Annotated in this window: 18 protein-coding genes; 6 read left to right on the forward strand and 12 right to left on the reverse strand. The window is 70.7% G+C overall.

Annotated elements, in window-relative coordinates:
* Positions 1–75: 75 nt before the first annotated feature.
* From AB0J90_RS06500 to AB0J90_RS06525, 6 genes are all read right to left on the reverse strand, one after another.
* Positions 76–1,212 carry an ABC transporter permease gene (locus AB0J90_RS06500; protein ID WP_363592818.1) on the reverse strand — a complete coding sequence of 379 codons (1,137 nt, stop codon included), beginning with the start codon at positions 1,210–1,212 and terminating at the stop codon, positions 76–78.
* Entirely contained in the window at positions 1,209–2,093 is an 885-nt protein-coding gene (locus AB0J90_RS06505) for an ATP-binding cassette domain-containing protein (protein WP_363592820.1), read from the reverse strand. Before AB0J90_RS06505 ends, AB0J90_RS06500 begins: the two co-directional genes overlap by 4 nt.
* Before the next feature lie 179 nt (positions 2,094–2,272).
* Positions 2,273–3,025 carry a response regulator transcription factor gene (locus AB0J90_RS06510; RefSeq protein ID WP_363592822.1) on the reverse strand — a complete coding sequence of 251 codons (753 nt, stop codon included), beginning with the start codon at positions 3,023–3,025 and terminating at the stop codon, positions 2,273–2,275.
* Complete coding sequence (locus AB0J90_RS06515) at positions 3,022–4,341, reverse strand: sensor histidine kinase (RefSeq protein ID WP_363592823.1); 1,320 nt, start codon at positions 4,339–4,341, stop codon at positions 3,022–3,024. Before AB0J90_RS06515 ends, AB0J90_RS06510 begins: the two co-directional genes overlap by 4 nt.
* Positions 4,342–4,439: 98 nt before the next feature.
* Positions 4,440–4,877 carry an SRPBCC family protein gene (locus tag AB0J90_RS06520; protein ID WP_363592825.1) on the reverse strand — a complete coding sequence of 146 codons (438 nt, stop codon included), beginning with the start codon at positions 4,875–4,877 and terminating at the stop codon, positions 4,440–4,442.
* A 5-nt stretch (positions 4,878–4,882) separates the two neighbouring features.
* Entirely contained in the window at positions 4,883–5,473 is a 591-nt protein-coding gene (locus AB0J90_RS06525) for a helix-turn-helix domain-containing protein (protein ID WP_363592827.1), read from the reverse strand.
* Positions 5,474–5,825: 352 nt separating this feature from the next.
* Between AB0J90_RS06525 and AB0J90_RS06530 the strand changes: the two genes are divergently transcribed.
* On the forward strand, positions 5,826–8,033 hold the full coding sequence (locus AB0J90_RS06530) for an MMPL family transporter (RefSeq protein WP_363592829.1): 2,208 nt from the start codon (positions 5,826–5,828) through the stop codon (positions 8,031–8,033).
* 65 nt (positions 8,034–8,098) lie between these two features.
* Here the strand turns inward: AB0J90_RS06530 and AB0J90_RS06535 are convergent, their stop codons facing one another.
* The 4 genes from AB0J90_RS06535 to AB0J90_RS06550 are packed head-to-tail and all read right to left on the reverse strand — an operon-like array spanning position 8,099 to position 13,233.
* Positions 8,099–8,320: a formate dehydrogenase subunit delta gene (locus AB0J90_RS06535; RefSeq protein ID WP_363592831.1), complete on the reverse strand. Its 222-nt coding sequence runs from the start codon at positions 8,318–8,320 to the stop codon at positions 8,099–8,101.
* A 1-nt stretch (position 8,321) separates the two neighbouring features.
* Positions 8,322–11,138, reverse strand: a complete 2,817-nt coding sequence (fdhF, locus tag AB0J90_RS06540) for a formate dehydrogenase subunit alpha (RefSeq protein ID WP_363592833.1) — start codon at positions 11,136–11,138, stop codon at positions 8,322–8,324.
* The gene (locus tag AB0J90_RS06545) at positions 11,135–12,697 is read right to left on the reverse strand and encodes an NADH-quinone oxidoreductase subunit NuoF (protein ID WP_363592835.1); all 1,563 of its coding nucleotides are present in this window, start codon (positions 12,695–12,697) and stop codon (positions 11,135–11,137) included. The genes fdhF and AB0J90_RS06545 overlap by 4 nt, the downstream gene beginning before the upstream one ends.
* Before the next feature lie 56 nt (positions 12,698–12,753).
* Positions 12,754–13,233 (reverse strand): formate dehydrogenase subunit gamma, encoded by a 480-nt coding sequence (locus AB0J90_RS06550; RefSeq protein WP_363592837.1) that lies wholly within the window; start codon positions 13,231–13,233, stop codon positions 12,754–12,756.
* A gap of 296 nt (positions 13,234–13,529) precedes the next feature.
* Between AB0J90_RS06550 and AB0J90_RS06555 the strand changes: the two genes are divergently transcribed.
* The 5 genes from AB0J90_RS06555 (at position 13,530) to AB0J90_RS06575 (ending at position 17,714) form a co-directional block, all read left to right on the forward strand.
* Positions 13,530–14,294, forward strand: coding sequence for an SDR family oxidoreductase (locus AB0J90_RS06555; protein ID WP_363592839.1), 765 nt, complete (start codon positions 13,530–13,532; stop codon positions 14,292–14,294).
* A 151-nt stretch (positions 14,295–14,445) separates the two neighbouring features.
* On the forward strand, positions 14,446–15,108 hold the full coding sequence (locus AB0J90_RS06560; RefSeq protein WP_363592841.1) for a GNAT family N-acetyltransferase: 663 nt from the start codon (positions 14,446–14,448) through the stop codon (positions 15,106–15,108).
* A 192-nt stretch (positions 15,109–15,300) separates the two neighbouring features.
* Positions 15,301–16,539 (forward strand): alginate lyase family protein, encoded by a 1,239-nt coding sequence (locus AB0J90_RS06565; RefSeq protein ID WP_363592843.1) that lies wholly within the window; start codon positions 15,301–15,303, stop codon positions 16,537–16,539.
* An 86-nt stretch (positions 16,540–16,625) separates the two neighbouring features.
* Positions 16,626–16,730, forward strand: coding sequence for a DUF397 domain-containing protein (locus AB0J90_RS06570; protein WP_363592845.1), 105 nt, complete (start codon positions 16,626–16,628; stop codon positions 16,728–16,730).
* Positions 16,731–16,958: 228 nt separating this feature from the next.
* Positions 16,959–17,714, forward strand: coding sequence for a class I SAM-dependent methyltransferase (locus AB0J90_RS06575; protein ID WP_363592847.1), 756 nt, complete (start codon positions 16,959–16,961; stop codon positions 17,712–17,714).
* Positions 17,715–17,749: 35 nt separating this feature from the next.
* On the opposite strand, the gene AB0J90_RS06580 is transcribed toward AB0J90_RS06575, so the two are convergent.
* Together AB0J90_RS06580 and AB0J90_RS06585 are read right to left on the reverse strand one after the other, a co-directional pair.
* Positions 17,750–18,253, reverse strand: a complete 504-nt coding sequence (locus AB0J90_RS06580) for an anthrone oxygenase family protein (protein WP_363592849.1) — start codon at positions 18,251–18,253, stop codon at positions 17,750–17,752.
* A complete protein-coding gene (locus tag AB0J90_RS06585; RefSeq protein ID WP_363592851.1) occupies positions 18,250–19,107 on the reverse strand; it encodes an NmrA family NAD(P)-binding protein in 858 nt (285 codons plus the stop codon). Before AB0J90_RS06585 ends, AB0J90_RS06580 begins: the two co-directional genes overlap by 4 nt.
* Positions 19,108–19,125 lie beyond the last annotated feature (18 nt).

Raw genomic sequence — 19,125 nt, forward strand, 5'->3', positions numbered from 1 at the left:
ACCACAACGCGCTCGGGCGGAGGGCCGATGATCGACCCTCCGCCCGCCCCCGTGGCCCCCGCGTGGCTTGACCCGTCAGTTGCCCCGGTTACGCCAGGCAGCGGCCAGCGACGTCCGTCCGTTCGTACGCAGCAGCGAGCCCTCGTACAGGCGTGCCGCGAGCAGCAGTACGGCCACCGCCGAGCCGAGCAGGATCAGCAACGCCACCACCGGCTCCCAGCCGGCGGCCTCGCCGAGGAAGAGTCGTACCGGCATGGCGGTCGGCGCGGAGAACGGCACGTACGACAGCACGGTCATCAGGGTGCTGTTGTCGTTGCCGAAGATCACCGCGAAGAACGGGATCAGCACCAGCATCTGCACCGGCATCGACACCGAACCGATGTCCTCCTGCCGGCTGACCAGCGCGCCGGTGACCGCCCAGATCGCGGCCAGCAGCACGAATCCCACCACGAAGAACGGGATGAACCAGCCGATCGCCGGGGCGACCTGGTCCATGATCGCGCCGCTGTCGGTGACGGTCATGCCGACCACGGCGGCCAGCGCGATCAGTACGATCTGCCCGATCGCGAGCGTGCTGGCGGCGATCACCTTGCCGGCGAGCAGGGCGCGTACGGGCACGGTGGCGACCAGGATCTCCACGATCCGGGTCTGCTTCTCCTCGGTGACGCTCTGCGCGATCTGGATGCCGAAGGTGATCGAGGTGAAGAAGAAGACCATCCCGAAGATCAGCGGCACCAGCACCCCCACCACCGGGTCCACCGCGTCCGGGTCGAGCAGTTCCACCGGGGGAGCGGTGCTCAGCGCGCTCACCACGTCCGTCGGCGCCTCGTCCAGCGCCAGCACCCGTACGCCGTTCGGGCCGGCGACCACGGCCGCGTCCACGTCCTCGGCGAGCACCAGGTCCCGGGCCGCCTGCTCGTCGGCGACGGTCCGCACCTCCAGCCCGGCGGCACCGAGCACCTCGGCGGCTTCGGAGCCGACCACGGCGACGGTGTCCGGCCCGCCGGAGAGCATCGCCGGCAGCACGGTCGAGCCGACCGTGAGCAGCAGGAAGAAGACCGTGCTGAACAGGAACGCCTTGTCCCGCAGCTTGGTGCCGATCTCGCGCCCGCTGATCAGGCCGACCGCCTGCCAGAACGAGGTGGCGGGCCGGAGCGGCGCGGGTGCGGCGGCGGGTGCGTCGGTCGGCTGGGTCTGACTGGTGAGCGTCATCGTGCGATCTCCCGGAAGATTTCGGCGAGCGACGGAACGATCGGACGGAAGGCGCGTACGGGTTCCCGTTCCAGGACCCGGCGCAGCACCTCCTGGTCGTCGCTGGGCGAGTGGATGTCGATGACCGCTCGGGCGCCGTCGAGGTCGACCACGGTGACGCCGGGCAGGTCCCGTACCCAGCCGGCGTCGGTGTCGACGACCAGTTCGTAGCGCGGCGAAGCGTGCTTGCGGCGCAGGTCGGCGCGGCTGCCGGCGGCGCGGATGACCCCGTCGGCGATGATCACCAGGTCGTCGCAGAGCCGTTCGACCACGTCGAGCTGGTGGCTGGAGAAGAGCACCGGTACGCCGCGCGCAGCCCGTTCCCGCAGCACCCGGACGATGACGTCGACGGCCATCGGGTCGAGCCCGGAGAACGGCTCGTCGAGCACCAGGGCCACCGGATCGTGTACGAGCGCCGCCGCGATCTGCGCGCGTTGCTGGTTGCCCAGCGACAGGGTGTCGACCGCGTCGCCGGCCCGTTCGGCCAGCCCGATCTGTTCCAGCAGGTCGTCGCTGCTGCGCTGGGCCTCCGGGGCGGTCATCCCGTGCAGCCGGCCCAGGTAGACGAGCTGGTCACGGACCTTCATCTTCGGGTACAGGCCACGTTCCTCGGGCATGTAGCCGAAGCCCTGCCGGAGCGTGCGGGTGAGCGGGGCGCCGTCCCAGGTGACCTCGCCCGAGTCCGCGGCCAGCACCCCGAGGATGATGCGCATCGAGGTGGTCTTGCCGGCACCGTTGGCGCCGACGAAGCCGGTCATCCGGCCGGCGCCGATGTCGAACGATATGTCGTGCAGCACCCGGCGATCACCGAACGTCCGGCTCACGGACGCGACGCGGAGCATGCGGTCTCCCTCTGCTTGATCGTGATCCCCGCCCGGTTCGATGCGGGTGACCTGCGACCGAGCCTAGGCCGAGGCGTCGGCGTTGGCGTCCGGCGCGGGACGGAGCCGTCGGGGTCCGCCGCGCGACGGACCCCGGGCCACGGCGGGGTCCGCCGTCCGGCGCGGGGTGGAGGCGGCGGTCAGCCCTCGGCCGTACGGGGGGTCACCACGCCGTGCTCGTACGCGAAGACCACCGCCTGCGTACGGTCGCGCAGGTGCAGTTTCATCAGCACCCGGGACACGTGCGTCTTCACGGTCGCCTCGCCGAGCAGCAACTGCCCCGCGATCTCGGCGTTGGAGGCGCCGCCGGCCAGCAGCACGAGCACCTCGTGTTCTCGCTCGGTCAGCCCGGCCAGCGGCCCGGCTTCCCGTCCGGAGCGCTGCGCGGGCGGGAGGGGCTGCGCACCCCCGGCCGGATCCGTGGCCGTCGCGGAGCCGGGTGCGGTGAAGGTGGCGATGACCCGCTTGGTGAGCTGCGGGGCGAGCAGGGCGTCACCGCGGGCGACCACGCGTACCGCTTCGACCAGGTCCTCGGGTGAGCCGTTCTTGAGCAGGAAGCCGCTGGCACCGGCCTGTAGGGCGGCGAACAGGTAGTCGTCGCGGTCGAAGGTGGTCAGGATCAGCACCGCGGCGCCGCCGGTGGCCGAGGCGGCGACGATCCGCCTGGTGGCCTCCAGCCCGTCCATCACCGGCATCTCGACGTCCATCAGCACCACGTCGGGGCGGTGCCGGGCGGCCAGCTCGACCGCCTCCGCGCCGTCGGCGGCCTCGTCCACCACCTCGATGTCGTCCTCGATCTCCAGGATGACCCGGAAGCCGGCGCGGAGCATCCGCTGGTCGTCGACCAGCAGCACCCGGATCGGTGCGCACGTGGACGAGGGTGCCTCGCTCATCCGGCCTCCACCGTCTCGGCCGGCTGGGTGTCGTCGTGCAGGGGAAGCCGGGCGCGTACCCGGAATCCGCCGCCGTCGCGGGCACCGATCTCCAGTACGCCGCCGTGTGCCGCGACCCGCTCCCGCATCCCGATCAGGCCGAGTCCGCTGCCCGACGGCAGCCGTACGGCGTGCTCGGCGGCGGTGCGACCGTCGTCGGCCACGTCCACTTCGATCTCCTGTCGCAGGTAGCGGATCCGTACGTCGACCAGGTTGGCGCGGGCGTGCTTGATGGTGTTGGTCAGCGCTTCCTGCATGATCCGGTAGACCGCCAGCGAGACCGAGTCGGTCAGCGGCACCGGTTCGCCGAAGGTACGGAAGTCGACCGTCAACCCGGCCTCGCGGGCCCCGCTCAGCAGCGTCTCCACCTGGTCCAGCCGGTGTCCGGTCGGCTGTTCGGTGCGCGGGTCGGTGGTGGAGCCGTCGGCCTGCCGGAGCACACCGAGCAGCCGGCGCAACTCGTCGATGGCGGTCCGGGCGGTCTGTTCGACGGCGGCGAGCGCGGTCTTCGCCTTCGGCGGGTTCTGGTCCATCACCCTCCGCGCGGCGGCGGCCTGTACGCCCATCACGGCGACGTGGTGGGCAACCACGTCGTGCAGTTCGCGGGCGATGCGTACGCGTTCCTGGATCACCGCACGTTCGGCGAGTACGGCCTGGGACCGGCGCAGTGCCTCGGTCTGCACCTGCACCTCGTGTTGCCGCCGCGCGGACAGCCACGCGGTGTTCCCGAACAGGTACGCGAAGACGAAGTACATCAGGTTGAACAGGACCGAGGTGAGCAGCACGGCGAACAGGGGCGGCAGCGGGCCGGCGGCACCGCTGAACGCGTCCGGCGGGAGGTCCGGCATCGCGATCGCGGCGCTGAGGGCGAGCCAGCAGAACATGGCCACGATCACCGCGATCCGGATCACGGCGGCCCGCCGCCGGTCCCGGCCCCAGGCGCCGAGTGTGTAGATGGCGATGAAGAGGGTGACGGACGAGACCAGGACGTCGACGTTGGCCCGTGCCTGGGCGCCGATGAACAGGCTGGCGGTGAGCAGGGTGGTCGCCTCCGGCCAGCGCCGCCGCCAGGCCATCGGCGCGTTGATCCCCACGATCCAGGCGAGCTGTTCCGGCCACGGCGGCGGGTGGCCGAGCGCGAACGTGCCGGAGCTGTTGAGCAGCAGCACGCTGAGCAGTCCACCGCCGACCAGCAGCGCGCCGATCTGCCAGTCGTGCCGGCGCTGCGCGGCGGTCGGTCCGGGGCGCTCCCAGCGCTGCGCCTCCTGCGTGGTCATGGTGCCGAAGCCTAGTCGGGGGCCGGTCCGGGAAGCGCCCTCGCCGAGCGCCGCCCGTGTCCGGTGGGTGGCCGAGACGGCGGGTCCGGGCAGGCGGCTCAGCGAATCGACTCGGCGGTGGCCTTCAGTGCGGCCAGCCAGGCGGTGAGGGAGGCGGTCAGGGCGGCCCGGAGACCGTCCGGGTCGGCGAGCACCGCCGCGCCGGCCCACGACTCGGCGGTGTGTACGGCCACCCCGTCGTCGTATCGCTCGAACGTCCAGACGTGCACCCCGTCGATGCCGCGCGCCGGTCCGCCCCAGGCGATCCGCCGCAGTGGTTCGAGTTCTCCGACGGTGGAGGTGATGGCCAGTCCGGCGGTCTCCCACTCGAACGTGGCGCCGACCGCCAGCGGGCCGGTGAGCCGGGCGCGGGTGACCTCGGGATGCCACACGGTCCACTCGTCGATGTTGGTGTGCAGCTCCCAGATGGTCTGCAGGGGAGCGTCGACGATGGTGGCCAGTTCGACGATCACCGGCGCGGTGCGGTCGACGTCCATGACGGTCAGGCCGTCCGGGGGCGGCGCAGGCCGAGGATCCGGCGGCCGACGTCGAGCAGGATGTCCCGCAGTTCCTCGTCCGCCAACTCGCGTACCTCCGGCTTCGCGGCGGCGACGGCGATGCCGAACAGGGCCACCTGGGCGCTGATCCCGGCACCACCCGTGCCGTGTAGGTGGCCGGCGAGCAGGTCGCAGGGCTGTTCGAGCAGGATCGACGCGTTCTCCTGGTCCTTCAGCAACGGCTTCACGCCGGGGTCGACCTGGAGCAGGGTGATCAGGGAGCGGTGCCGGATTGCGACGTCCACCCAGCCGACCAGCATCCGTTCCGCGCGAGCGGTGGGGGTGCGCTGTGCCGAGGCTTCGGCGATCACGGCGGAGACGTCCTCGACGGCCGGTCGGATGACCGAGGCGAGGATCTCGTCCCTGGTCTTGAAGTGGTGGTAGACCGCCGCCTTCGTGATGCCGAGCTGGTCGGCGATCATCTGCAGCGAGGTGCCGGCGAAACCCCGGTGGATGAACAACTCCAGCGCGGTGTCGAGCAGCCGGGCCCGGGTGCTCTCGGTGGCGACTGTCTCGCGGGTGGGGCTCGCGGTCATATCTCCTCCTCGGCGTCGGCAGTGGGCGGGCTGCGGACAGGGTCAAGCCTAACCTGCCGTCCAGCAGGTTTTCAGCTTGTCGACCAGCAAGGAAACGGCTAGTCGGTCGACAGGTCCTTACCTTGCCGATCGGCTGGACGATAGCTTGCCGATCGGCAAGGTGCCAGCTAGTCGATCGTTAGGTGTGTCACTTGCCGATCGGCTAGTGCTCCCCTTGCCGATCGGCTAGCTTCAGGGCGTACCGGCAACACCGTACCGGCGCCTTCACCTGGCGTTTATCGATCATGTCCGAACGCCTTGGTGCCGTGACGGCGCAAGGATGACGTCCCCTATCTGTCCTGGAGCGGATCTCGTGGCAACGTTTCTCTACCGGATAGGCCGGTTCTCGTACCGTCGCCGATGGCTGGTGACGGGACTGTGGGTGCTGCTGCTCGCGCTGGTTGGCGTGGGAGCGGCCACCGTCTCGGGCAGCATGTCCAACTCGTTCAGCGTCCCCGGCACCGAGGCGCAGCGCGCCATCGACCACCTCGCCGACCGATTCCCGCAGGCGAACGCCAGCGGTGCCACCGCGCGGGTGGTGTTCCAGGCACCGGACGGGCAGAAGCTCACCGACCCGGCGAACCGCACGGCGGTCGGCAAGGTCGTCGAGGCGCTGACCGGCGCACCGAAGGTGGCCAGCGTGGTCGACCCGTACCAGGCAAACGCGATCTCGCCCGACGGCCGGTACGGGATCGCCCAGGCGCGCTACTCCGTACAGGGGCCCGCCCTTGCCACCTCGGACCGCGACGCCCTGCTGGAGACCGCCGACGTCGGCCGCGCGGCCGGGCTGACCGTCGAGATCGGCGGCGACGCCCTCCAGTCGTCACCGGAGACCGGGATCACCGAGGTCATCGGCATCGTGATCGCCGCGGTCGTGCTGGCACTCACCTTCGGCTCGCTGGTCGCCGCCGGCCTGCCGCTGCTCACCGCGCTCGTCGGCGTGCTGGTCGGACTGGCCGGCATCAGCGCCGCCTCGGGCTTCGTCGACATCAACTCCAACAGCACCATCCTGGCGCTGATGCTCGGCATCGCCGTCGGCATCGACTACGCCCTGTTCATCGTCTCCCGCTTCCGGCACGAGGTCGCGGTCCGCAAGGACCCCCTCGAAGCCGCCGGCCGGGCGGTCGGCACCGCCGGATCCGCGGTCGCCTTCGCCGGCCTGACCGTGATCATCGCCCTGGCCGGGCTCTCCGTGGTCGGCATCCCGGTACTGCGCTCGATGGGACTGGCCGCGGCGGCAACGGTCGCCATCGCCGTGCTGGTCGCGCTCACCCTGCTCCCCGCGCTGCTCGGTTTCGCCGGGAAGCGGATCACCGGCGGCCGGCGCGCCCGCGACCCGGAATCCGACCGGGGCACCGCGCCGATGGGCGAGCGGTGGGCCCGGTTCGTCACCCGCCGCCGGGTGCCGGTGCTGGTCGCGGCCGTCATCGGGCTGGGCGTGATCGCGGTGCCCGCGGCCGATTTGCGCCTGGGCTTCCCCGACGACGGTACGGCCGCCGCCGAAACCACCCAACACAAGGCGTACGAGATGCTCAGCGTCGGGTTCGGGCCCGGCTTCAACGGTCCGCTCACCATCGTGGTGGACGGCGAGGGTGGTGACGTCAACGCGGCGGCCACCGAGGCGACCAGCAGTATCAAGGGCCTGCCGAACGTCGTCTCGATCAGCCCGCCGGTGCTCAGCCCGGACGGCGGTACCGCGTTGCTCACCGTCGTACCGGCGACCGGACCGAACGACCCGGCCACCACCGACCTGGTCACCGACATCCGTGACCGGCAGTCCGACCTGCGTACGTCCACCGGCGCCGAGGTTTCCGTCACCGGCTCGACCGCGGTCAACATCGACGCCTCCGACCGGGTCAACGACGCGTTCCTGCCCTACCTGGGGCTCGTCGTCGGGCTGGCGTTCCTGATCCTGCTGCTGATGTTCCGCTCGATCCTGGTGCCGCTGAAGGCGACGCTCGGTTTCCTGCTCAGCGTCGGTGCGACCTTCGGTGCCATGGTCGCGGTCTTCCAGTGGGGCTGGCTCGGCTCGGTGTTCGGCGTCGAGGAGGCGTCACCGATCGCTCCCATCGTGCCGGTGCTGCTGATCGGCATCCTGTTCGGACTCGCGATGGACTACCAGGTCTTCCTGGTCACCCGGATGCGCGAGGACTACGTGCACGGCCGGAGCGCGCAGGAGGCGGTCGTCAGCGGGTTCCGCCACGGGGCGAGGGTGGTGACCGCCGCCGCGATCATCATGATCAGCGTCTTCGGCGGCTTCATCTTCGGCGACCAGGTGCTCATCCAGTCGATCGGGTTCGCCCTGGCCTTCGGGGTGCTGGTGGACGCGTTCGTCGTACGGATGACGATCGTGCCGGCGGTGATGTCGCTGCTCGACCGGTCCGCCTGGTGGCTGCCCCGCTGGCTGGCCCGGATCCTGCCCGAGGTCGACGTCGAGGGCGAGAAGCTGAGCCGTGACCTGCCCGCGAGCGCCGGGGACGGCGACCCGGTCGGGGAGCCCGAACTCGCTGGCGCCCGCTAGCGGCCGGGCAGACGTGGAGCGGGCGCTCGGCTCTCGTACGAGAGCCGAGCGCCTGCGCGCTGGTGCTACCTCGCGGCCAGCAAGCGGGCCGCCGCGAGGGCCAGCGGGTCCAACTCGTCCGGTTCGGCCTCGACCCGACGGTCCAACTCGGCTCGCATCCGTGGATCCCAGAACAGCCGGATGTGCTCGGCGATCTCCTTCGCCGCCACCTCCGGCGGTACGTGATGGAAGTGCGCCGCTATCTCGTTGGCGAGCCGGACCGACGGTGAGACGCCCTGGTGTGACATGTCAGTCCGCCAGCGCCGGCAGGAGCACCTCGTCCTGCGCGACCTGTGCCGGCGGACGGGAGTGCTTCAACCCCACCTGGACCGCGGTGACCTTGTACTCCGGGCAGTTGGTCGCCCAGTCGGAGTTCTCCGTGGTGACCACGTTCGCGCCGGTCACCGGGTGGTGGAAGGTGGTGTAGACGACGCCGACCGGCATCCGGTCGGAGAGCACGGCGCGCAGCGAGGTGGCACCGACCCGGCTGGCCAGGGTCACCTCGTCACCGTCGTTGATGCCGCGTACCTCGGCGTCGTGCGGGTGCAGTTCGAGTACGTCCTCGCGGTGCCACGCCACGTTCGCCGTACGCCGGGTCTGCGCGCCGACGTTGTACTGGCTGAGGATCCGGCCGGTGGTGAGGATCAGCGGGTACTTGCGGGTGCTGCGTTCCTTCGTCGGCACGAACGGCGTCGGTACGAACCGGCCCTTGCCGCGTACGAAACCGTCCACGTGCATCGTGGGCGTGCCCTCGGGCGCGTTCTCGTTGCACGGCCACTGCACGCTGCCGAGCTTGTCCAGCACCTCGAACGACACCCCGGCGAAGGTCGGGGTGAGCGCGGCGATCTCGTCCATGATCTCGCGCGGGTGGCTGTAGTCCATCGGGTAGCCCATCGCCTCCGCGATCTCGCAGACGATCTGCCACTCGTGCTTGCCGGTCTTCGGCGCCATCACCGGGCGTACCCGGTTGATCCGGCGCTCGGCGTTAGTGAACGTGCCGTCCTTCTCCAGGAACGACGTGCCGGGCAGGAACACGTGCGCGAACTTGGCCGTCTCGTTGAGGAACAGGTCCTGCACCACTACCAGTTCCATCGCGCCGAGCGCGGCGAAGACGTGCTTGGTGTTCGGGTCGGACTGGGCGATGTCCTCGCCCTGCACGAAGATCGCCCGGAAGGTGCCGTCCACGGCGGCGTCGAACATGTTCGGGATCCGCAGCCCCGGCTCCGACATCAGCGGCCGGCCCCACATGTTCTCGAACACCGTGCGTACGGCGTCGTCGGAGACGTGCCGGTAACCGGGCAGCTCGTGCGGGAACGAACCCATGTCGCAGGAGCCCTGCACGTTGTTCTGCCCGCGCAGCGGGTTGACCCCGACGCCCTCGCGACCGATGTTGCCGGTCACCATGGCCAGGTTCGCCATGCCCATCACCATGGTCGAGCCCTGGCTGTGCTCGGTGACGCCCAGACCGTAGTAGATCGCGGCGTTGCCCCCGGTGGCGTACAGCCTCGCCGCGGCCCGCAGTTCCTCGGCCGGTACGCCGGTGATCTCCTCGACCGCCTCGGGGCTGTTCTCCGGCCGGGAGATGAACTCGGCCCAGCCGTCGAAGTCCTCGCACCGCTCGTCGACGAACGACCGGTCGTAGAGCCCCTCGGTCAGCACCACGTGCGCGAGGGCGTTGACCACGGCGACGTTGGTGCCGGGGGCGAGTTGCAGGTGGTGGGCCGCCTCGATGTGCGGCGAGCGGACCAGGTCGATCCGGCGCGGGTCGATGACCACGAGCTTCGCGCCCTCGCGCAGCCGGCGCTTCATCCGGGAGGCGAAGACCGGGTGCCCGTCGGTCGGGTTCGCGCCGATCACCAGGATCACGTCGGCCTTGGCGACCGAGCGGAAGTCCTGGGTGCCGGCCGAGGTGCCGAAGGTCTGCTTTAGCCCGTACCCGGTGGGGGAGTGGCAGACCCGGGCGCAGGTGTCGACGTTGTTGTTGCCGAACGCCGCCCGGATCATCTTCTGCACCACGTAGACCTCTTCGTTCGTGGTACGCGAGGAGGTGATGCCGCCGATCGCGCCGACGCCGTGCCGGGCCTGGATGTCGAGCATCCTGGTCGCCACGTAGTTGATCGCGGTGTCCCAGTCGACCTTCTGCCACTCGTCGGTGATCTTGTCGCGGAGCATCGGCGAGAGCTGCCGGTCGGGGTGGGTGGCGTAGCCGAACGCGAACCGCCCCTTGACGCAGGAGTGCCCCTCGTTGGCGCCACCGTCCTTGTACGGCACCATCCGGACCAGCTCGTCGCCGCGCAGCTCGGCCTTGAACGAACAGCCGACCCCGCAGTACGCGCAGGTGGTGACGACGCTCCGGCTCGGCATGCCGAGCTGGATCACCGACTTCTCCTGGAGCGTAGCCGTCGGGCAGGCCTGTACGCAGGCACCGCAGGAGACACACTCGGAGTCCATGAACAGCTCGCCCGCACCGGCGCTGACCTTGGAGCCGAAACCGCGCCCCTCGATGGTCAGCGCGAACGTGCCCTGCACCTCACCGCAGGCGCGTACGCAGCGGGAGCAGGCGATGCACTTGGACGACTCGAAGTCGAAGTACGGGTTGCTGGTGTCGGTCGGCGCGTCCAGGTGGTTGGCGCCCTCGTAGCCGTACCGGACCTGGCGCAGGCCGACCGCACCGGACATGTCCTGCAACTCGCAGTCGCCGTTGGCGGAGCAGGTCAGGCAGTCCAGCGGGTGGTCGGAGATGTACAGCTCCATCACGCCCTGGCGGAGCTTCTCCAGCTTCGGGGTCTGGGTGCGTACCTTCATGCCGGGGGCGACCGGGGTGGTGCACGAGGCGGGGGTGCCGCGCCGGCCGTCGATCTCCACCAGGCAGAGCCGGCAGGAGCCGAACGCCTCCAGGCTGTCGGTGGCGCAGAGCTTCGGGATGTCGATGCCGCTCAGTGCCGCTGCCCGCATCACCGACGTGCCCTCGGCCACCGTCACCGGTAGGCCGTCGACTTCGATCGACACCGTCGCGGGTCCGGCCTTCGCCGGGGTACCGAGGTCGGGTTCCTTCAACAGGCTCATGGTCGTCTGGCCTCCTCGTAGCGGGCGGTGAAGTCGTCGGGGAAGTGCAGCAGCGCGCTGCGTACGGGGTTCGGCGTCAGCCCACCCATGGCGCACAGTGATCCCTCGGTCATCAGCTCGCAGAGATCACCCAACAGGGCCAGGTTCCCGTCCGGGTCCTCACCCGCGACAATGCGGTCGATCACTTCCACCCCGCGTACCGCGCCGACCCGGCAGGGCGTGCACTTGCCGCAGGACTCCTCGGCGCAGAACTCCATCGCGAACCGGGCCATCGAGGCCATGTCCACGGTGTCGTCGAAGACCACGATGCCGCCGTGGCCGAGCATGGCGTCGGCGGCGGCGAACGCCTCGTAGTCCATCGGCAGGTCCAGGTTGGCGGCGGGCAGGTACTGCCCGAGCGGGCCGCCGACCTGCACCGCGCGCAGCGGACGGCCGGTACGGGTGCCGCCGCCGTAGGTGTAGATCAGGTCGTGCAGGGTGATGCCGAACGCGGTCTCGAACACCCCGCCACGGGCGATGTTGCCGGCGAGCTGGAACACCTGGGTGCCGCGCGACCGCTCGACCCCGAGGTCCCGGTACGCCGCCGCCCCGTTCGCCAGGATCGCCGGCACCGAGCCCAGCGTGAGTACGTTGTTCACCACGGTCGGCTTGCCGAACAGGCCGGTGATGGCGGGGATCGGCGGCTTCGCCCGTACCATGCCGCGTTTGCCTTCGAGGCTTTCCAGCATGGCGGTTTCCTCGCCGCAGATGTACGCCCCGGCGCCGACCCGTACGAACAGGTCGAACGTCAGTTCCGAGCCGAGGATGCGTTCGCCCAGCCAGCCTTGCGCGCGGGCGATGTCGATCGCCTGGCGCAGCGTACGGACCGCGTCGGGGTATTCGGATCGGACGTAGAGGTAGCCCTCGCTCGCGCCGACCGCGTGGGCGGCGATCGTCATGCCCTCGATCAGGGTGAACGGGTCACCCTCCATCAGCATCCGGTCGGCGAAGGTGCCGCTGTCGCCCTCGTCGGCGTTGCAGCAAACGAACTTGAGCGGGCCGGGGGTGTCGAGCACGGTCTTCCATTTGATGCCGGCCGGGAAGCCGGCGCCGCCTCGTCCGCGCAGCCCGGACTCGGTGACCTCGGCGACCACCTCGGCCGGGGTGAGGTCCAGGGCTCGGCGCAGCCCGGCCAGGCCGCCGTGTGCCACGTAGTCCTGTGGCGAGAGCGGGTCGGTGACGCCGACCCGGGCGAAGCAGATCCGGGTCTGGTCACGCAACCAGGGCAGCTCCTCGACCACACCCTGGTTGAGTTCGTGGTCGGCGCCGTCGAGCAGGCCGGCGGCGACGAGTCCGGCCACCTCGTCCGGGTCGACCGGTCCGTAGCCGATCCGGCCGCGCGCGGTTTCCACCTCGACCAGGGGTTCCAACCAGAGCATGCCGCGTGATCCGTTGCGTACGACCTCGACCGGGCGGCCGGCGAGCGCGGCCTCGCGCTGGATGGCCGCGGCCACCTGGTCGGCGCCGACGGAGAGGGCGGCCGAGTCGCGGGGGACGTAGACGGTGACCGGTGTGGTCATGGTTTCCCCGTTTCCGTGGCTCGTGGTCATGGCTTCGCCGTTTCCGTGGCCCGTGGTCATGAGTTCACCGTTTCCGTGACCAGGAGGGCGTCGAGTCGCCGCGGGTCGAGTCGACCGACGACGCGTCCGTTGACCTGGGCGGCCGGGCCGAGCGCGCAGTTGCCCAGGCAGAAGACCTGCTCCAGGGTGACCGAACCGTCCGGTGTGGTCTGTCCGACCTTGATGCCGAGCACCTGTTCGGCGTGCGCGACGACCTTCTCGGCACCGACCGACTGGCAGGCCTCGGCCCGGCAGAGCTTGACCGTGGTGCGGCCGGCGGGTTCGGAGCGGAAGTCGGTGTAGAAGGTGATCACGCCGTGCACGTCGGCGCGGGAGAGGTTCAGTTCGGCCGCCAGCACCGGCACGACCTGCTGGTCGATCCAACCGAACTCGGCCTGGATCCGGTGCAGGATCGGCAACAGCGCCCCTCGATCCCCTCGATGTGCCGCGACCAGCGCACGCACCCGATCCTTGACCGAGGCATCAGGACTGTCCACTGCCATCCCACCTCCACATCGCCGACCCGCCACCGTGTTTACAATACTGTAGCCTGAATATCGTATGCAATACTGGCCCGACTAGCTCGCCGCTCGGGCCGGTACCGGCCGGGTGACCTGGGGTCTGTGCCGCACACCGTCGCGGTCCTCGGTGCGCCACGGGCAGCGCTCACACCCCCGGAGGGTCGGGGTCGGTGCCGACGAAGCGGCGTCCTTGGGTCCATCATGCCGCTCCGGACGCTCCGGCGGCAGGTTGATCTTTGTCGAGATCTGTGCGGTCCGGTTAGGGTGCGCCGATGAGCAACGGACAACGTGCCCTCGTCACCGGTGGATCGCGCAGCGTCGGAGCCGCTGTCGCCGCGGCACTCGCGCAGGCCGGATACACCGTGGCCGTGCACTGCCGGGCCGACACCACCGGGGCCGACGCGGTGGCCGCCGCGCTGCCCGGGCTCGGGCACGCCGTCGTCGCCGGTGACCTCGCCGACCCGGAGCGGGCCCGGTCGGTGGTCACCGCCGCGGTCGAGGCGCTCGGCGGGGTGGACCTCCTGGTCAACAACGCCGGACGGTACGTCGAACGGCCGATCACCGAAACCTCGTACGCGGACTGGCAGGCGAACTGGCGGGAGATCCTCGACGTCAACCTGCACGGGACCGCCAACGTCACCTGGTGCGTGGTGCACCACCTGCTCGAACGCCCCGAGGGTCCGGCCGGCGGGCGGATCGTCAACATCGGCTCTCGGGGCGCCTACCGGGGCGAGCCGAACGCACCCGCGTACGGCGCCAGCAAGGCCGGGGTGCACTCGCTGACCCAGTCCCTCGCCGTCGACCTCGCCCCGCACGGCATCGGTGTCGCCGCGGTGGCACCGGGATTCATCCGGACCGACATGGTGGCGTCGTTGCTCGACGGGGCGACCGGGGATGCGATCCGGGCACAGAGCCCGTTCGGGCGGGTCGCCGAGCCGGCCGAGATCGCCGCCGCCGTCGCCTGGCTCGCCTCACCGGAGGCCGTCTGGGCCAGCGGCGCGGTGCTCGACCTCAACGGCGCCTCGTACCTGCGCTGAGTCGACCCGGCGAACCACTCGACGTGGGTCCTGCACGGCGAGCGGCAGGTCGCGTACGTCGGCTGTTCGAGTGCACGACCGGTGCCGCCCGCTTCGGCGTACGCTGCCGAATATCAAGAGCCACCGAGCCGGACGCGTTAGGAAGGGCCCCTTGCTCGACACACGCCTCTTCCACCATCTGGTGACCTGGTTGGGGCAGTGGCCCACCCGGCAGCCGTTGCAGGTGGTGGGCTCGGAGCGGCGCATCCGACCGGCCTGGGACGGGCAGGTACGCCCGGCGGTCGGGGTCGGTGCGCCGGGTGGCCTGGTGCTGTCGGTGCCGCCGGACCGGCTGGCGGCCGTACGCGAACTCGCCGCCAAGCCGTTCGACACCCTGCTCGCCGAGTTGCCGGCGGTGGTCGGTCATCCGGGTTGGCAGTCGTATCCGGCGATCTTCCGGTACTCGCTGGCGCCGGCCCCGCTGCCGGACGCGGGGGAGTGGGTCGCCTCCGACGATCCGGCGTTGCCCACCTGGCTGCGTCCGTTCGGTGACGTGCTGGTGGCGCGCGACGACGACGGCGAGTACCTGGCCGGGGTGGGGATCAAACGCCACGACCGGCACGGGCAGGAACTGTCGGTCGGCACCACACCGGCCGCCCGGGGGCGGGGGTTGGCCCGGCGGTTGGTGGCGCAGGCCGCCCGTCGGGTGCTCGACGAGGGCGCGGTGCCGACGTACCTGCATGCGCCGGACAACCAGGCGTCGGCGCGGGTGGCCGAGGCGGCGGGTTTCCCGGACCGGGGCTGGACGGCGTACGGGGTTTTTCGCTCGGAGTAATCGCTGCTGGCAGTGACCCCGGTGGATGCCTTCCGAGGGGGCCGGCTGCGTTCGGCCTGGCTGTGGTGGTTGACAACGTATCGACCGGGATGGTCATATCGAAGTAGTTAACACTCTTAACAGTTCGGTGTCGGTCACCCCCGCTTGCCCGGCCGAACCGAGCCAGTCGGCCACTCCCACCAGGAGGACCTGATGTCCCATCCACTCCGGCACGGCAGGTGGGCGTTTGCCGTCACCGCGGTCACCGCCCTGCTGCTGACCGCAGCCCCGGCCGCCACCGCGCAGGTCGGTGCCACCGCACCTGCGCCCGCGGCGGGTGACGTCGTCGTCGCCGCACCGGCCACCTTCACCCACCCCGGTGTGCTGGTCAGCCGACCCCAGCTCGACTTCATCCGGGGCCGGGTCAACGCGTACGCCCAGCCGTGGCGTGCCGCGTACGACCAGATGATGGCCAGCCGGTACGCGTCCCTGACCCGGACCGCGAAGCCGCGCGCGGTGGTCGAGTGCGGGTCGTACTCGAACCCGAACAACGGCTGCACCGACGAGCGTGAGGACGCGCTGGCCGCGTACACGCTGTCGCTGGCCTGGTACATCACCCAGGACAGCCGGTACGCCACCAAGGCCATCCAGATCATGGACGCCTGGTCGGCGGTGATCCAGGACCACACCAACAGCAACGCCCCGTTGCAGACCGCCTGGGCGGGCTCGTCCTGGCCCCGGGCCGCCGAGATCATCCGCTACACGTACAGCGGCTGGTCGTCGGCGAGCATCACCCGGTTCGGCAACATGCTGCGCAACGTCTACCTGCCGGAGATCATCAACGGCAACACGTACAGCAACGGCAACTGGGAACTGAGCATGATGGAGGCGTCCATCGGCATCTCGGTCTTCCTTGAGGACCGGGCGGTCTACGACCGGGCCCTGGCCAAGTTCCGCGCCCGGGTGCCCGCCTTCCTCTACATCACCAGCGACGGGGCCTTCCCGAAGGGCCCGGCCGGCAGCACCATCGACACCCGTGCCGAGGTGGCGAGCTACTGGCAGGGGCAGAACACCTTCGTCGACGGCCTGTCCCAGGAGACCTGCCGCGACTTCGTCCACACCGGCTACGGCCTGTCCGCCATCGCCCACGTCGCCGAGACCACCCGGCACCAGGGCCAGGACCTCTACCCGGAGTTGCAGGACCGGTTGCGGCACGCGCTCGGTTTCCACTCCAAGTACCAGCTCGGCGAGGCGATCCCGAGCTGGCTCTGCGGCGGCAGCCTGACCAAGGGCCTGGGCCCGGTCACCGAGGTCGGCTTCAACGCGTTGAACACCCGGATGGGCATCGCGATGACCAACACCCAGCGGCTCACCGAGCAGCAGCGTCCGGCCGGCACCAACAACCTCTTCGTCGCCTGGGAAACCCTGACCCACGCGAACAACCCCAACTGACCGTACGGCACCACGGAAAGTCGCCGGCACACCCGCGCCCACGGGTGTGCCGGCGCACCGCGTACCGGCTCGGAGGCCGAGCGACAGTGTCTCCACCCTGGACTGCTGACAGCAAGGACCAGTCCGGCCCGGTGCTCGCCTTCGAGCCAACGGCGTGGCGCAACTTCGTCGGCCTGACCAAGCAGGGCTGACCCAACCGCCCGACCTGAAGAGAAGCTCCCCACCCAGCGGCGGGGGGGCTTCGCTGTATTCGGCCCGGCCTCTCTCTCGCGGATCCTGCCGCGCCCCGCGCTGGCTGCCTTCGTGATCGCGGAGAGTTCGGCCGGTCATAGCGAGCCAAACCCTTCGCGATCACGGGGCGCGTACGCGGAGGGGTTTTTCCGTTGCGGGGCGGACCGGCGGCGGTCGAGACTGCCCGGATGAGAGCGACGACGCCGACCTTCGACGAGCTTGTCACCGAGGGCGCTTCCGTGCCGGTGGAGGGGTGGGACTTCTCCTGGTTCGCCGGCCGGGCCACCGAAGAACGCCCCTCGTGGGGTTACTCCCAACTGCTCGCGGACAGGATGTCGCGCGCGAACGCCGCTCTCGACCTCCAGACCGGCGGGGGCGAGGTGCTCGCCACCATCGGCCAGCCGCCACCGCTGCTGGTGGCCACCGAGTCCTGGCCGCCGAACGTCGACATCGCCCGGCGCAACCTGGCCCCGCTGGGCGGCCACGTGGTCGCCGCCACCGACCTGCCGTTCCGCGACGCCGCCTTCGACCTGGTGGTCAGCCGGCACCCGGTCGACACCCGGTGGCCGGAGGTGGCCCGGGTGCTCCGCCCCGGCGGCACCTTCCTCTCCCAGCAGATCGGCCCCGGCACGGTCGGCGAACTGGCCGAGGTGATCGCCGGGCCGCTGCCGGCCAACCCCCGACGAGGCACGGCCTGGATCGCCGCCGAGGCCCGGGCCGCCGGCCTGGAACTGCTCGACCTGCGCGAGGAGTCCCTGCGTACGGTCTTCCACGACATCGGTGCGGTGGTCCACTTCCTGCGCAAGGTGATCTGGATCGTGCCCGGCTTCACCGTCGAGCGCTACCGCGACGAACTCGCCGCGCTGCACCGGCGGATCGAGGCGGACGGCCCATTCGTCGCGCACGCCCGGCGGATCCTGGTCGAGGCTCGCAAACCCCGCTGACCGGATCCGCCGGGCGTCCCCCCGTTCCCCCCGGATCAGGGCTGGCGGTGCCAGAGGTAGATGCCGGAACCGACCAGGAGCAGGCTGATCAGGCTGGCGCCGGCACGTACGGTGTTCCAGCCGATCCAGCGCGACGAGTAGTCCGCCCATACCCGTGCCGCCTCCGCCGGGTCGGCGGGCACCACGGCCGCGGCGAGCAGGTCGTTCATCGGTACGTTGACCGCCACGGTGGGCAGGAACGCGCCGAGCAGGTAGACGGTCGCGGCGAGCAGGAAGAGCACCGCCGCCGGCCGGTGCCCGAGCATCAGCAGCAGTACGCCGGTCAACGTCGCCGTGACCACCGGCCCGAAGAACGTGACGAAGAAGAGCGGATTCTGAATCTTCACGTTGATGCTGTTCATGGCCCGGATCGCGGAGCCGCCGTCGATCGCGTTCAGGCCGGGCAGCACCGAGACCGAGTACGCGTAGTACAGGCCGGCGATCGCACCGGTCAGCGCCAGCGTCACCGCCGCCGACCAGGCGGCCAGGGTGGAGGTCACGCCGCGTCCACCGGGGTACGCGCGGACCAGACTCCGGTGCCGGCGGCCTCGTGGGCGTACTCGGCGAAGTCGCGGGGCTCGCGGCCCAGTGCTCGCCGCACCCCGTCGGCCAGGTACGCGTTGCGGCCGTCCAGCACCTGACCGAACAGGTCGATCAGCACCCCCACCAACTCGGCCGGTACGTCGTACCGGGCCATCTCGGCGGCGTACCCCTCGGGCGGGACCGACTGGTAGTGGATCGGACGTCCGGCGGCACGTGCGATCTCGGCGGTCGCCTCGGCGAAGGTGAGCAGCCGGGGGCCGGTCAGTTCGTAGAGCTGTCCCACGTGCCGGTCCCCGGTCAGCGCCTCGGCGGCGATCTCGGCGATGTCCTCCGCGTCGACGAACGGCTCGGCCACCTCGCCCGCCGGCAGCAGCACCGCGCCTTCGCGTACGAAGTCGGCAAGGAAGTCCTCGCTGAAGTTCTGGTTGAACCAGCTCGCCCGCAGGATCGTCCACGCCACCCCGGAGTTCCGGACCACGTCCTCGCTGAGCTGGGCCGCCGGCTCGCCCCGACCGGAGAGCAGGACCAGTCGCCGTACCCCGGCGGCGACCGCCCGCGCGGTGAAGGAACGGACCGTGTCGACCGCGCCCGGTGCGGCCAGGTCGGGGTAGTACACCAGGTAGACCGACTCCACCCCGGTCAGTACGCCGTCCCAGGTGCGCTCGTCGGTCCACTCGAACGGCGGCTCGCCGGTACGGGATCCGACCCGTACCGGCCGGTTCGCGGCGGTGAGGCGGCGCACCACCCGGCGACCGGTCTTGCCGGTGCCGCCGAGGACCAGGATCGGTGCGTGGATCGTGTTCGCTGTCATGCCACCAGTCAAGTCCGG

The sequence above is a fragment of the Micromonospora sp. NPDC049523 genome (assembly GCF_040676775.1).
Classification (GTDB): domain Bacteria; phylum Actinomycetota; class Actinomycetes; order Mycobacteriales; family Micromonosporaceae; genus Micromonospora_G.